The organism is Duganella caerulea, from assembly GCF_040362985.1.
GTDB classification, from domain to species: domain Bacteria; phylum Pseudomonadota; class Gammaproteobacteria; order Burkholderiales; family Burkholderiaceae_D; genus Rugamonas; species Rugamonas vulcania.
This window is the reverse complement of record NZ_BPWJ01000008.1, coordinates 118004-131573: the sequence shown is the minus strand read 5'-3', so window position 1 is coordinate 131573 and position 13570 is coordinate 118004. Positions and strand designations below refer to the sequence as shown.

Here is a 13570-nt window from a genome sequence, read left to right as displayed (position 1 = left end):
GAGAGCGAACATGTCTATCCGTGAAAACTTCTCCGATGCCGATATGGACCAGTGGCTCAACGAGAACCGAGTCACTGAAATCGAATGCCTGGTACCCGACCTGACGGGTGTGGCGCGCGGGAAGATCCTGCCGCGCGCCAAATTCACCCAGGAGCGCGGCATGCGCATCCCCGAGGCGGTGCTGGGCATGACCGTCACCGGCAACTACCCGATCGAGAACGCGGCCTATGACCGCGCCATCTCCTCCACCGACCGCGACATGATCCTGCGCGCGGACCCCGGCAGCATCACCAAGGTCCCCTGGGCCATCGACCCCACCGCGCAGGTGATCCACGACTGCTACTTCGCCGACGGCACGCTGGTCGATTTCGCTCCGCGCTCGGTGCTGCGGCGCGTGCTCAAGCTGTATGCGGAGCGTGGCTGGAAGCCGGTGGTGGGCCCGGAGCTGGAGTTCTACCTGACCGAGAAGAACATCGATCCCGACCTGCCGCTGAAAGCGCCCGTTGGCCGCAGCGGCCGCGCCGAAACCAGCCGCCAGGTCTACAGCATCGACGCCGTCAACGAATTCGATCCGCTGTTCGAGGACATCTACGACTACTGCGCGCTGATGAACCTCGACGTCGACACGCTGATCCACGAAACCGGCGCCGGCCAGATGGGCCTCAATTTCCAGCACGGCGATCCGCTGGCCCTGGCCGACAACGTCTTCTACTTCAAGCGCACCTTGCGCGAGGCGGCGCTCAAGCACGACATGTACGCCACCTTCATGGCCAAGCCGATGGCGGGCGAGCCGGGATCGGCGATGCATGTGCACCAGAGCGTGAGCGACGCCGCCACCGGCCGCAATATCTTCAGCGCGGCGGACGGCTCGCCGTCGGCCCACTTCCGCCACTACATCGGCGGCCTGCAGCGCTACACGCCGGCGGTGATGGCGATCATGGCGCCGTATGTGAACTCCTACCGCCGCATCGTGCGCCACACGGCCGCGCCGATCAACATCCAGTGGGGCATCGACAACCGCACCGTTGGCTTCCGCATTCCCATCTCCGGCGTCGAGCAGCGGCGGGTGGAGAACCGCATCATCGGGGCGGACGCCAATCCCTACCTGGCGATGGCGGTCACGCTGGCCTGCGGATATCTCGGCCTGGTGGACCAGCTGGAGCCGACGCCGATGACCACCGCCAGCGCCTACGACCACGTGTTCGAGCTGCCGCAAGGGCTGCCGCAGGCGCTGGAGCTGCTGCGGCGCGAGGACCGGCTGCGCGATGTGCTGGGCGAGCGCTTCATCGACGTGTACACGGCGATCAAGGAGCTGGAGCACCAGGAGTTCATGACCGTCATCAGCCCGTGGGAGCGGGAACACCTGCTGTTGCATGTGTGATTTCGTCATTTATAATCACGGGTTCGACTAAGCGCGCGGCCTGCGGTCGGCCCGTATTCAGTATATTATTAATATCATTTATATTTTAATAACATGACCCAAGAGCGAGAACCCTTTCTGCTGATCCGCAACCTGGTGAAGGAATTCGATGGCGTCCGCGCCGTCAACGATGTGTCGGTGGCGATCAACAAGGGCGAGATATTCGCGCTGCTGGGGAGTTCCGGCTGCGGCAAGTCCACGCTGCTGCGCATGCTGGCCGGTTTCGAAACGCCGACCCAGGGCCAGATCATGCTGGGCGGCCAGGATATCGTCGGCGTGCCGCCATACGAACGCCCGATCAATATGATGTTCCAGTCGTACGCGCTGTTCCCGCACTTGTCTGTTTGGGACAACATCGCCTTCGGCCTGCGCCGCGACGGCCTGCCGAAGGACGAAATCGCCGCGCGCGTGGAGCAGATGCTGTCGCTGGTGCAGCTCACCGCTTACGGCAAGCGCAAGCCGCACCAGCTGTCCGGCGGCCAGCAACAGCGCGTGGCGCTGGCGCGCAGCTTGGCCAAGCGTCCGCAGTTGCTGCTGCTGGACGAGCCGCTGGGCGCATTGGACAAGAAGCTGCGCGAACGCACGCAGATGGAACTGGTCGGCATCATCGAGGAAGTGGGCGTTACCTGCGTGATGGTCACGCACGATCAGGACGAGGCCATGAGCATGGCGACCCGCATCGCCGTGATGAGCGAAGGCCGCATCCTGCAGGTGGGCGCGCCGGGCGAGATCTACGAAACGCCGAACTGCCGCTTCGTGGCGGACTTCATCGGCAGCGTTAATATGTTCGAGGGCAGCGTGACGGTCGATGAGCCGGACCACGTCATCATCGAGACCCCGGAATGCCGCCACTACGTCACCCACGGCATCACCGGCACGGTGGGCATGCCGGTGTCGGTGGCGGTGCGTCCCGAGAAGATCGCCGTGCAGGCCGAGGCGCCGACCGCGGCGCAGCGCGCCAAGGCCAGCGAGGACGGCTACAACTGCGTGCAGGGCGTGATCACCGCCATGGCCTACTTCGGCAACGAGACGCTGTACCATGTGCGCCTCGACAGCGGTACGACGCTCAAGGTCTCGCGCACCAACGCTGCGCGCCATGACGAATCGGCGCTCAAGCGCGACCAGCGCGTCCACGCCTGGTGGGACGGCGCCGACGTCGTCGTGCTGACCAGCTAAGGCGGAGCGCAGCCATGAAAACTCTCAAGTACCTGCTGGGCGGGCGCTGGCTCTCCGGCCGCAACCTGGTGATCGCCGTGCCCTTCCTGTGGCTGACGATGGCCTTCCTGGTGCCGTTCCTGATCGTGATGCGCATCAGCTTCACCGAGGCCGACACCGGCGGCAATCCCTTCGGCACGTTGATGACGATGGTCGACGGCGTCATCACGCTCAAGGTCAAGATCGCCAACTACCTGTTCATCGCGCAGGACGACCTGTATGCGATCACCTACCTGAACTCCCTCAAGTTCGCCGCCATCACGGCCTCGCTGTGCCTCCTCATCGGCTACCCGTTCGCCTACTTCATGGCGCGCGCCAAGCCGACCGTGCGGCCGGTGCTGCTGATGCTGGTGATGATGCCGTTCTGGACCTCCTTCCTGCTGCGCATCTACGCGTGGAAGGGCATCCTGGCCAACAATGGCATCCTGAACCACTTCCTGATCAGCATAGGCGCGATCAGCGAGCCGCTGCACCTGATGAACACCCAGTTCTCGCTCATCATCGGCATGGTCTACGCCTACCTGCCGTTCATGATCCTGCCGCTGTACGCCAACCTGGTGAAGATGGACCTGCGCTTCCTGGAGGCCGCGGCCGACCTGGGCGCGACGCCGATGCAAGCGTTCTGGCGCATCACCGTGCCGCTGTCGAAGTCCGGCATCATCGCCGGCACCATGCTGGTGTTTATCCCGGCGGTGGGCGAGTACGTGATCCCGGAGCTGCTGGGCGGCCCGGAAACGCTGATGATCGGCCGCCAGCTGTGGGACGAGTTCTTCACCAATAACGACTGGCCGCTGGCGTCCGCGGTGACGGTGGTGGTGATCCTGCTGATCCTGGTGCCGATGGCGATCTTCAATAAATACAAGGCAGAGCAGGAGGCCCGTCCATGAAGGCACATTCGAATTTCGTGCAGCGCTGGTTCGGGCGCGGCTGGCTGTCGCTGGGTTATCTGTTCCTCTACCTGCCCATCGTGGTACTGGTGGTGTTCTCGTTTAACAGCTCGCGCCAGGACATGGTGTGGAGCGGGTTCTCGACGCAGTGGTACGAGGCGCTGATGAACGACTCGGAGATCATCAGCGGCTTCGGGCTGTCGCTGCGCATCGCGCTGCTGACGGCTTGCAGCTCGGTGATACTGGGGACGTTCGCGGCGTTTGTGCTGAACCGCTACCAGCGCTTCGCTGGCCGCACGCTGTTCTCGGGCATGGTCAGCGCGCCGCTGGTGATGCCGGAGGTGATCATCGGCCTGTCGCTGCTGCTGATGCTGGTGTCGGTGCAGAAGGCGTTCGGCTTCCCGGAGCGCGGCCTGGTGACGATCTGGCTGGGCCACACGCTGCTGGGCATGGCCTACGCTGCGGTGGTGGTGCAGTCGCGCCTCCAGGAGATGAACAAGTCGCTGGAAGAGGCGGCGATGGATCTCGGCTGTCGTCCGTTCCAGGTGTTCTTCCTGGTGACGCTGCCGAACATCACGCAGGCGCTGGGCTCCGCGTGGCTGCTGACATTCACGCTGTCGCTGGACGACGTGGTGCTGTCGGCCTTCCTGTCCGGGCCCGGCTCGTCGACGATGCCTATCGTGATCTTCTCGCGCGCCCGCCTGGGTCTGGACCCGCGCGTGAACGCGGTGGCGGCGTTGACCATCCTTGTGGTGTCGATCGGCGTGATCGGGTCGAGCCTCTACATGGCGCGCAACGAGCGCCTGCGCCAGAAGCAGGTCGCCGCCGCGGCCAAGGGTTAATCCACGTAGCCCTGTTTGTACTCCCACCAGGCGCAGGCGACGAAGATCGCCGCGCCGCACCACAGCACCGCCGGTAGCGCATTGATGCCGGCGGTCTGCATCAACAGACCTGTCAAGAGCGGCCCGCCGCTGCTGGTGATTCCCCAACTGGCATTGACCACCGCGCTGGCCGCGACCAGGGACTGCCCCTGGAAGCGCGCGCCGCAGGCCACCAGCGACAGCATGTAGATCGCCCCCGCCGCCGCGCCCAGCATCAGCAGCAGTATCCACCACAGCCACGGCGTGCCCGCCGCGAAAGGCAGCAGCGGCAGCAACACGCATACGGCGATGCCGCAGCCTGTATGCACGCGCCGCCGTCCCACATGGTCCGCCAGCCAGCCGAAGGCGAATTGCAGCGCTGTGTCGCCGACCAGCACCACCGTGGCCGACAACAGCGCCAGTTCCGTGACGATGCCCTGCCGGATCGCGTACAGCGGCAGCAGGCTCAATGCCAGCGTGTCGAACAGCGCGAAGAAGGCCGCGCCGACGGCGATCATCGGCATGCGTGGCAGCACCGCGCGCCAGGAGACGTGCGGTTCGTCCTCCTCGGCCTGGCCGTCGTTGGAAATCAGCGCCATGCCGGGCAGCGCAAGCAGGAACAGCGTACCGCAGGCGGCGAACGGCCACGCGACCTTGCCTTCCAGGCCCGCCACCAGCGCGGGGCCGATCAGCTGGAACAGCGTGAACGCGGTGGTGTACATGGCCACCACGCGGCCGCGCGAATTGACCGGCGCAAGGTGGTTGACCCATGCCTCGCCGATGGTGAACAACACACCCATGCAGGCGCCGAACACGAAGCGCAGCACGCCCCACAGCAGCACATTGTCCGTCGCCTCCATCAAGGCGGTGGACAGCGCGCCGATGGCGATGGCGCCGATCATGCAACCACGCGGCCCGTGACGCGCCACCCAGCGCGAGACGAAGGGCGTCGCGGCGAGGATGCCGAAGGCGCTGGCGGCGGTGACGATGCCGATGATGTCGGTGCCGATGCCGCGCTGGTCCAGCCGCAAAGCCGTCAACGGAATGGTGGCGCCCAGCCCTAGCCCGACCACGCCGATGCTGCTGACCAGCGCGCAGAAGTCCTTCCATGGCATGTGCTTCATGCTGGCACTCCCGCCGCGATCAGGTCCGCCAGGATGCGGCCGTAGTGGGCGATCTTCTCCGGCGTGCAGTAGGCATAGCCGACCAGCAGCCCGCGCCGCACCGGCTGCGCGAGGTAGTAGGTGGACAGCGCCTTGACGCGGATCTCCGCCGCCGCGGCAGCCGCCTCCAGCGCGACGTCGTCGGCGTCGTCGGGCAGCTGCACCACCAGGTGAAGGCCCGATTCCTCGCTGGAGATGGTCACCCGGCCGCCCAGCCGTGGCGCGAGCTGCTGCACCAGCGTGCGGCGCAGCAGCTCGCGGCGGGCGCCGTAGGTCTGGCGTATCTTGCGGATGTGGGTGGTGAAGTGGCCGAGCGCGATGAAGTCCGCCAGCACCGCCTGCACCGTTTGCTGGCCGGGCCGCTGCAGGTCGTATAGCGCGCTCTTGAAGCAATCGACCAGCGCCGGCGGCACCACCAGGTAGCCGATCTTGATGCCGGGGTAGAGCACCTTGGAGAAGGTGCCCATGTAAAGCACGCGGTCGTCGATGTCCAGCCCTTGCAGCGCCGCCAGCGGGCGTCCGGTGTAGCGGAATTCGCTGTCGTAGTCGTCCTCCAGTATCCACGCGTCCTTGCGCACGGCGACGTCGAGCAGCTCGCGCCGGCGGGCCAGGCTCATGACGGAGCCGGTCGGATACTGGTGCGACGGCGTGGCGTAGATCAGGCGCGGCCTGGTCGCCAGGTCGGCCTCCGTCAGCACCATGCCGTCGTTGTCCACCGCGACCGGATGCAGTTTCAGCTCGCGCGACTGGAACACGCGGCGCGCGCCCCAGTAGCCGGGATCTTCGACCCAGGCCGTGTCGCCGGCGTCGGCCAGCAGCATCGCGCACAGGTCCAGTGAATGCTGCGTGCCGGCCGTGATCATCACCTGGTCCACCGTCACCTTCACGGAGCGCGACAGGCGCAGATATTCGGTGATGGCCTGGCGCAGCGGCAGGTGGCCGCCGGACTGGCCGTAGTCCAGCAGGTCGGCGCGGCCCTCGCGCCAGATGCGGTTCTGCAGCCGCTGCCACAGCTTGAACGGAAAGGACGAGAAGTCGTCCTCGCCCGGCGCGAAAGGCTGGATCTCGAAGCGCGGGCCGGCGCCAAAGGCGGTCAGCTCGCGCCCGCGCCGGGACAGCCGCGCTGCGCGGCCCTGCGGCGAACCGCGTGGCGCCGGTCCCGTGCCGCGCATGCTGGCGCGCTGCGCCTGCAGGTCCGCCACGTAGGTGCCGCTGCCCAGCTGACTGGTGACGTAGCCCTCCGCCGCCAGCTGCTCGAAAGCCGCGATCACCGTGTTGCGCGAGATGCCCAGGTCGCGCGCCAGGTCGCGGCTGGACGGCAGTTTGCTGCCCGCGCCCAGCTGCTGGCGGTGGATCGCGCCCTTGGCCGCCTCGTACAGGCGGCGCTGCTGCGGCAGGCGAGGATGGAAGCCTGACTGCGACAAAGTCTGGGCCAGCAGATCGGAGGTGGGGGAGAGGGGATGCGGCATGATACTCAAAGTGGTTCCATCAAATTTAAACAAGTGGCACTCACAATGATACCAAAATAGGCATATGATAAAGACATGCATAGCCCAATTGTCATCGTTCCCGCCTGTGTGAACCAGATCGGCGCCCATGCCAATCACACGGCCCAGTTCAAATATGTCGCCGCCGTGGCCGACGGGGCGGGCTGCACGCCGCTCATCATGCCGGCCCTGGGCGCGGCCACCGATTTCGAAACGCTGCTGGCGCTGGCCGACGGCGTCATGCTGACCGGCTCACCGTCCAACGTGCATGCCGGCCTGTATGGCCAGGAAGTGCTGGAGCCCTCGCTGCCGCAGGATGCGGCGCGCGACGCCACCACGTTGCCTTTCATCCGGGCGGCGCTCAAGCGCGGCATACCGCTGCTGGCGATATGCCGCGGCTTCCAGGAAGTGAACGTGGCGCTGGGCGGCACGCTGCACCAGGCGGTGCACAGCGTGGCTGGCATGGCCGATCACCGCGAGCGCAAGGACCAGCCGTTGGAGCAGCAATACGCCGCCTCGCATCGCGTGAGGCTGGAGCCTGGCGGAGAACTGGCGCGCATCCTGGGCGGCGCTTCCGAGATCATGGTCAATTCGCTGCACGGCCAGGGCATCGCCCAACTGGCGCCGTCGCTGGCGGTGGAAGCCCGCGCCGACGACGGCCTGGTGGAAGCCTACCGCGTGGCGGACGCCAGGAGTTTTGGGCTGGCGGTACAGTGGCATCCAGAGTGGCGCCTGGCGGAGAATCCAGATTCCGTCAGATTGTTCAAGGCTTTCGGCGAGGCCTGCCGCACATATAAAAATCAACGCTAAAAAGAGAGAGAACCATGGCAATCCGCGAGAATTTTACTTATACCGACATGGACCTGTGGCTCAACGAGAAGCACGTCACCGAAATCGAATGCCTGGTCCCTGACTTGACCGGCGTGGCACGAGGGAAGATCCTCCCGCGCGGTAAGTTCACCCAGGAGCGCGGCATGCGCATCCCCGAAGCGGTGCTGGGCATGACCGTGACCGGCAACTACCCGGTGGAAGACGCGGGCTACGACCGCGCCATCTCCACCACCGACCGCGACATGATCCTGAAGGCCGATCCAACCACCATCACCATGGTGCCGTGGGCCACCGACCCGACCGCGCAGGTGATCCACGACTGCTATTTTTCCGACGGCCGCCTGGTCGATTTCGCGCCGCGCTCCGTGCTGCGCCGCGTGCTGAAACTGTATGCCGACAAAGGCTGGAAGCCTGTCGTGGCGCCGGAACTGGAGTTCTACCTGACCGCAAAGAACAGCGATCCCGATCTGCCTTTAAAACCGCCCATCGGCCGCAGCGGCCGTGCGGAGACCAGTCGTCAGGTCTACAGCATCGACGCCGTGAATGAATTCGATCCGCTGTTCGAAGACATCTACGACTACTGCGACATGATGAACCTCGATGTCGATACGCTGATTCACGAAATCGGCGCCGGCCAGATGGAGATCAACTTCCTGCACGGCGATCCGCTCGGCCTGGCCGACAAGGTGTTCTTCTTCAAGCGCACCTTGCGCGAGGCGGCGCTCAAGCACGACATGTACGCCACCTTCATGGCCAAGCCGATGGCGGGCGAGCCGGGTTCCGCGATGCACGTGCACCAGAGCGTGGTCGATCTCAAGACCGGCAAGAATATCTTCAGCTCCGACGACGGTTCGGCCGCGCCGATCTTCAAGCACTACATCGGCGGTCTGCAACGCTACATGCCGTCGGCGATGGCGATCGTCGCACCGTACGTCAATTCGTACCGCCGCATCGTGCGCCACACGGCCGCGCCGATCAACATCCAGTGGGGCATGGACAACCGCACCGTCGGCTTCCGCGTGCCGGAATCGGGTGTGCAGGACCGCCGCGTGGAGAACCGCATCATCGGCGCGGACGCCAATCCCTATCTGGCGCTCGCGGTCACGCTGGCCTGCGGCTATCTCGGCATGACCGAACAGCTGGAGCCGACGCCGATGACCGTCGGCAGCGCGTATGACCTGATGGTCGAACTGCCGCAAGGCCTGCCGGAAGCGCTGCAGCTGCTGCGCGGCGAGGACAAGCTGCGCAGCGTGCTGGGCGACCGCTTCATCGACGTCTACGCCGCCATCAAGGATCTGGAGCACCAGGAATTCATGACCGTCATCAGCCCGTGGGAGCGCGAGCACCTGCTGCTGCACGTCTGACCTTTTTGAGATAGGAACCATCATGTCTAACAGCCCATTGGCGCCCAGCGCCGCATTGGTCGCGTCGGTGAAGGCTGCCGCGCGTCCCGAAGTGTATGACACCGCCGCCATCCAGAAGCTGGACACGGCCCACTACATGCATCCCTTCACCGACCATAAGGCGCTCGGTGAAAAGGGCGCGCGCGTGATGGTGCGCGGCGAGGGCATCTACCTGTGGGATTCGCAGGGCAAGAAGGTATTGGACGGCATGTCCGGCCTGTGGTGCGTCAACGTCGGCTACGGCCGCACCAGCATTTCCGAGGCGGTCTACAAGCAGATGGAGACGCTGCCGTTCTATAACAGCTTCTTCAACACCACCAACATTCCGGCGGTGGAGCTGGCGGCCAAGCTGGTGAAGATATCGCCGCCGCAGTTCAACCACGTCTACTTCACCGGCTCCGGTTCGGAAGGCAACGACACCAATCTGCGCATGGTGCGCCGCTATTGGGACGTGTTGGGCTACAAGGAGCGCCACACCATCATCAGCCGTCACAACGCCTACCATGGCAGCACGGTGGCCGGCGCTTCGCTGGGCGGCATGGATGGCATGCACGCGCAGGGCGGCTTGCCGATACCGGGCATCGTGCATATCGGCCAGCCGAACTACCTGGAGTCCGGACGCGGCATGACGGAGGACGAATTCGGCATCGAGGCCGCGTCGTGGCTGGAGAAGAAAATTCTGGAGGTCGGCCCGGACAAGGTCGCGGCCTTCATTGGCGAGCCGATACAGGGCGCGGGCGGCGTGGTGATCCCGCCCGCCACCTACTGGCCGGAGATCCAGCGCATCTGCGACAAGTACGGCATCCTGCTGATCGCCGATGAGGTGATCTGCGGCTTCGGGCGGCTGGGCAAATGGTTTGCGTCCGAGCTGTTCGGCATCAAGCCGGACCTGATCACTTTCGCCAAGGGCGTCACCTCCGGCTATGTGCCGCTGGGCGGCGTGCTGGTTGGCGACCGCGTGGCCGATGTGCTGATCGAGAAGGGCGGCGAGTTCAATCACGGCTTCACCTACTCCGGACACCCGGTCGCCTGTGCGGCGGCGCTGGAGAACATCCGCATCATCGAGGAAGAGAAGCTGGTCGAGCGTGTCGGCAACGAGACTGGCCCTTACCTGAAGAAGCGCTTTGCCGAGCTGGCGGACCATCCGCTGGTTGGCTATGCCGACAGCTGCGGCTTTGTCGCGGGCCTGAACCTGGTGCGCGTCAAGGGCGCGGCCGTGCACGAGAACGTGCCGTTCGACGAAGAGCTGGCGGTGGGCATGGTCTGCCGTGGCTACATGTTCAACAATGGCATGATCATGCGCGCCGTCGGCGACCGCATGATCATCGCGCCGCCGCTGGTGATGACCTGCGCGCAGATCGATGAGATGGTGGCCCTGATCCGCCATTGCCTCGACCTGACCCACGCGGACCTCCAGCAGCGCGGCTGGCTGTAAATCAAGGAGGAGACGAATATGACTACAACATCCTGGCACGAGCGGGCGGGCAGCCTGCGGATCGACGGCCGCGCCTTCATCGGCGGTGAGCGCGTCTGGGCCAAATCCGAACAGCAGTTCGAGAACCTGTCGCCGATCGACGGCCGCAAGCTGGGCATGGTGGCCCGTTGCGACGGCGCCGATGTGGACCTGGCGGTGGTCGCCGCGCGCGCCGCCTTCGAAGACCGCCGCTGGGCCGGAAAATCGCCGGCGCAGCGCAAGCGCTCGCTGATCAAGTTCGCGGACCTGGTGCAGAAGTACGGCCCCGAACTGGCGCTGCTTGAAACGCTGGACATGGGCAAGCCGATCAAATACAGCCAGAGCGTGGACGTGGGCGCGACCGCCAACTGCCTGCGCTGGTACGGCGAGGCGATCGACAAGATCTACGACGAGATCGCGCCGACGGCGGCCAACAGCCTGGCGCTGATCACGCGCGAGGCGGTCGGCGTGGTGGCGGCCATCGTGCCGTGGAACTACCCGATGATCATGGCCGCGTGGAAGATCGCGCCGGCGCTGGCGGCCGGGAACAGCGTGGTGCTCAAGCCGTCCGAGAAGTCGCCGCTGACGGCGCTGCGGCTGGCGGAGATCGCGCTGGAGGCGGGCATTCCGCCGGGTGTGTTCAATGTGCTGCCGGGTTACGGCCACGAGACCGGCGCCGCGCTGGGCCTGCACATGGACGTGGACTGCATCGGCTTCACCGGTTCCACCCGCGTCGGCAAGCAGATTTTGCAGATGGCCGGACAGTCCAACCTGAAGCGCGCGTGGACTGAGTTGGGCGGCAAGTCGGCCAACATCGTCTGCGCCGATTGCCCGGACCTGGACAAGGCGGTGCAGGCGGCGATCGGCTCCATTTACTTCAACCAGGGCGAGAGCTGCAACGCGCCATCGCGCTTGTTCGTCGAAGCATCGATCAAGGACCAATTCCTTGAAAAGGCGATGGCGATGATGCCGGACTTCCAGCCCGGCGATCCGCTCGACGAGAACACCGTCATGGGCGCCATCGTCGATGCCACGCAATTGAAGACGGTGATGGGCTACATCGAAGCCGGCAAGTCGGGCGGCGCCAAGCTGCTCTCCGGCGGACGCCAGGCGCGCACCGACACCGGCGGCTACTACGTCGAGCCGACACTGTTCGACCAGGTGGACAGCGGCATGACCATCGCGCGCGAGGAGATCTTCGGGCCGGTACTGTCGGTGCTGAGCTTTACCGACGTGAAGGACGCCGTCAAACAGGCCAACGCCACGCCCTACGGCCTGCAAGCCGCTGTGTGGACGGCCGATATCAGCAAGGCGATCCAGACCTCGCGCGCGCTGCGTGCCGGCACCGTGCACGTGAACCAATACGATGGCGACGACATCACCGTGCCGTTCGGCGGCTACAAGCAGTCCGGCAATGGCCGCGACAAGTCGCTGCACGCTTTCGATAAATACACCGAGCTGAAAACCACATGGATACAAATCGGCTAGACAGCATGACCGCCCGCTCGACGGAACAATTGCAGCGCGAGCTGGCGGCGAAAGGCGTGAACTTCGTGTTCGCGCAGTTCACGGACATCCACGGCGCAGCGAAAGGCAAGCTGATACCGCTGGCGCACCTGGACGATATCGTATCGCCGGGCGCGGGCTTTTCGGGGCCGTCAATCTGGGGCACGGGCCTGCCGCGCACCGGCCCGCGCTCCGAGTACTACGGCCGCGCCGATCTCTCCACCTTGAAGATCATGCCCTGGCTGCCCGGCTACGCGCGCGTGGCGCTGGACGGCCATGTGGCCGGCGAGCCGTTCGACGCCTGTCCGCGTCAGGTGCTGCGCAAGCAGGTGGACCGGCTGGCCCAACGTGGCTGGACCCTGAACGCGGGTCTGGAGCCGGAATTCTTCCTGCTGCAAAAAGGCGCCAACGGTTACGATGCCGAAGCCGCCGACACACTGGAAAAACCATCCTACGATACCAAGAGTTTGCTGCGCCGGCGCGGCTTTATCGAAAAGCTGACGGCGTCGCTGGACCAGTGTGGCCTGGGCGTGTTCCAGATCGACCATGAGGACGCGACCGGCCAGTTCGAAGTCAATTACAAGTACGCCGACGCGCTCAAGGCGGCGGACAATTTCATGCTCTTCAAAATGGCGGCGCAGCATATCGCCGAAGAAGAGGGCATGCTGTTCTCGATGATGCCCAAGCCGTTCGCCGAGCGTCCCGGCAGCGGGCTGCATTTCCATTTGTCGCTGGCGAATGTCGCCGGCAAGCCCTTGTTCGCGCTGGGCGAGGAAAAGGAGCAGGGCGGCCGTGATCTCGGCCTGTCGTCGCTGGCCTACCACTTCCTGGCCGGCCTGCTGCGGCATGCGCCCGCGCTGACGGCGTTGTGCGCACCGACGGTCAATTCGTATAAACGATTAATGTGCGGGCAGTCGCTGTCCGGCACTAGCTGGGCGCCGGCCTTCATCGGCTATGGCGACAACAACCGCACCACGGTTGCGCGCGTGGTCTACCGGCGCATCGAATGGCGCTTGCCGGACAGTTCGGCCAATCCCTATCTGGCGCTGGCCGGCGTGATCGCGGCGGGGCTGGATGGCATCGATCATGCACTGGAAGCCGGCGCGCCGGTCAATCAGGACGTGTATGAAATGTCCGATGCGGCGCGCGCGGAATTGGGACTGAAACTGCTGCCGCAGAATTTGGGCGAAGCCGCCGCCGCGCTGAAGGCCGACACCGTGCTGGCCTCCGCATTGGGCACGAACATCGTCAACGAATTCGCGGCGCTGAAGAGCGCCGAATGGATCGAATACAGCCAACACGTCAGCGCGTGGGAGACCAAGCGCTATCTCGACCGCTTTTAGGA

At 65.2% G+C, this 13570-nt stretch carries 11 protein-coding genes; 9 read left to right on the top strand and 2 right to left on the bottom strand.

Annotation, left to right across the window (positions count from 1 at the left end):
- The first annotated feature begins 10 nt into the window (after window positions 1-10).
- From ACUJB0_RS22975 to ACUJB0_RS22960, 4 genes are all read left to right on the top strand, one after another.
- Window positions 11-1381 (top strand): glutamine synthetase family protein, encoded by a 1371-nt coding sequence (locus ACUJB0_RS22975; RefSeq protein WP_444847245.1) that lies wholly within the window; start codon window positions 11-13, stop codon window positions 1379-1381.
- Between the two features lie 93 nt (window positions 1382-1474).
- On the top strand, window positions 1475-2596 hold the full coding sequence (locus ACUJB0_RS22970) for an ABC transporter ATP-binding protein (protein ID WP_444847244.1): 1122 nt from the start codon (window positions 1475-1477) through the stop codon (window positions 2594-2596).
- Between the two features lie 14 nt (window positions 2597-2610).
- Window positions 2611-3522: an ABC transporter permease subunit gene (locus ACUJB0_RS22965; RefSeq protein ID WP_444847243.1), complete on the top strand. Its 912-nt coding sequence runs from the start codon at window positions 2611-2613 to the stop codon at window positions 3520-3522.
- Window positions 3519-4364: an ABC transporter permease gene (locus tag ACUJB0_RS22960; RefSeq protein ID WP_444847242.1), complete on the top strand. Its 846-nt coding sequence runs from the start codon at window positions 3519-3521 to the stop codon at window positions 4362-4364. Before ACUJB0_RS22965 ends, ACUJB0_RS22960 begins: the two co-directional genes overlap by 4 nt.
- On the opposite strand, the gene ACUJB0_RS22955 is transcribed toward ACUJB0_RS22960, so the two are convergent.
- Complete coding sequence (locus ACUJB0_RS22955; RefSeq protein ID WP_444847241.1) at window positions 4361-5506, bottom strand: MFS transporter; 1146 nt, start codon at window positions 5504-5506, stop codon at window positions 4361-4363. The genes ACUJB0_RS22960 and ACUJB0_RS22955 overlap by 4 nt on opposite strands.
- Window positions 5503-7014 (bottom strand): MocR-like pyridoxine biosynthesis transcription factor PdxR, encoded by a 1512-nt coding sequence (gene pdxR / locus ACUJB0_RS22950; RefSeq protein ID WP_444847240.1) that lies wholly within the window; start codon window positions 7012-7014, stop codon window positions 5503-5505. The genes ACUJB0_RS22955 and pdxR overlap by 4 nt, the downstream gene beginning before the upstream one ends.
- Before the next feature lie 75 nt (window positions 7015-7089).
- Here pdxR and ACUJB0_RS22945 point away from each other — a divergent pair, with 75 nt between their 5' ends.
- From ACUJB0_RS22945 to glnT, 5 genes are read left to right on the top strand one after another with little or no spacing between them, the layout of a single operon-like run.
- Window positions 7090-7842, top strand: coding sequence for a gamma-glutamyl-gamma-aminobutyrate hydrolase family protein (locus ACUJB0_RS22945; protein WP_444847239.1), 753 nt, complete (start codon window positions 7090-7092; stop codon window positions 7840-7842).
- Window positions 7843-7856: 14 nt separating this feature from the next.
- The gene (locus ACUJB0_RS22940; RefSeq protein WP_161084008.1) at window positions 7857-9227 is read left to right on the top strand and encodes a glutamine synthetase family protein; all 1371 of its coding nucleotides are present in this window, start codon (window positions 7857-7859) and stop codon (window positions 9225-9227) included.
- A gap of 22 nt (window positions 9228-9249) precedes the next feature.
- Window positions 9250-10701, top strand: a complete 1452-nt coding sequence (locus ACUJB0_RS22935) for an aspartate aminotransferase family protein (RefSeq protein ID WP_444847238.1) — start codon at window positions 9250-9252, stop codon at window positions 10699-10701.
- An 18-nt stretch (window positions 10702-10719) separates the two neighbouring features.
- Window positions 10720-12207 carry an aldehyde dehydrogenase gene (locus ACUJB0_RS22930; protein WP_444847237.1) on the top strand — a complete coding sequence of 496 codons (1488 nt, stop codon included), beginning with the start codon at window positions 10720-10722 and terminating at the stop codon, window positions 12205-12207.
- A gap of 5 nt (window positions 12208-12212) precedes the next feature.
- On the top strand, window positions 12213-13568 hold the full coding sequence (gene glnT / locus ACUJB0_RS22925) for a type III glutamate--ammonia ligase (RefSeq protein WP_444847236.1): 1356 nt from the start codon (window positions 12213-12215) through the stop codon (window positions 13566-13568).
- The last annotated feature ends 2 nt before the right edge of the window (window positions 13569-13570 follow it).

Excerpts from the sequence above, each read along its gene's own strand:
- ACUJB0_RS22975 (WP_444847245.1), top strand. The coding sequence starts at position 11 with ATGTCTATCCGTGAAAACTTCTCCGATGCCGATATGGACCAGTGGCTC.
- ACUJB0_RS22970 (WP_444847244.1), top strand. The coding sequence starts at position 1,475 with ATGACCCAAGAGCGAGAACCCTTTCTGCTGATCCGCAACCTGGTGAAG.
- ACUJB0_RS22965 (WP_444847243.1), top strand. The coding sequence starts at position 2,611 with ATGAAAACTCTCAAGTACCTGCTGGGCGGGCGCTGGCTCTCCGGCCGC.
- ACUJB0_RS22960 (WP_444847242.1), top strand. The coding sequence starts at position 3,519 with ATGAAGGCACATTCGAATTTCGTGCAGCGCTGGTTCGGGCGCGGCTGG.
- ACUJB0_RS22955 (WP_444847241.1), bottom strand. The coding sequence starts at position 5,506 with ATGAAGCACATGCCATGGAAGGACTTCTGCGCGCTGGTCAGCAGCATC.
- pdxR (WP_444847240.1), bottom strand. The coding sequence starts at position 7,014 with ATGCCGCATCCCCTCTCCCCCACCTCCGATCTGCTGGCCCAGACTTTG.
- ACUJB0_RS22945 (WP_444847239.1), top strand. The coding sequence starts at position 7,090 with ATGCATAGCCCAATTGTCATCGTTCCCGCCTGTGTGAACCAGATCGGC.
- ACUJB0_RS22940 (WP_161084008.1), top strand. The coding sequence starts at position 7,857 with ATGGCAATCCGCGAGAATTTTACTTATACCGACATGGACCTGTGGCTC.
- ACUJB0_RS22935 (WP_444847238.1), top strand. The coding sequence starts at position 9,250 with ATGTCTAACAGCCCATTGGCGCCCAGCGCCGCATTGGTCGCGTCGGTG.
- ACUJB0_RS22930 (WP_444847237.1), top strand. The coding sequence starts at position 10,720 with ATGACTACAACATCCTGGCACGAGCGGGCGGGCAGCCTGCGGATCGAC.
- glnT (WP_444847236.1), top strand. The coding sequence starts at position 12,213 with ATGACCGCCCGCTCGACGGAACAATTGCAGCGCGAGCTGGCGGCGAAA.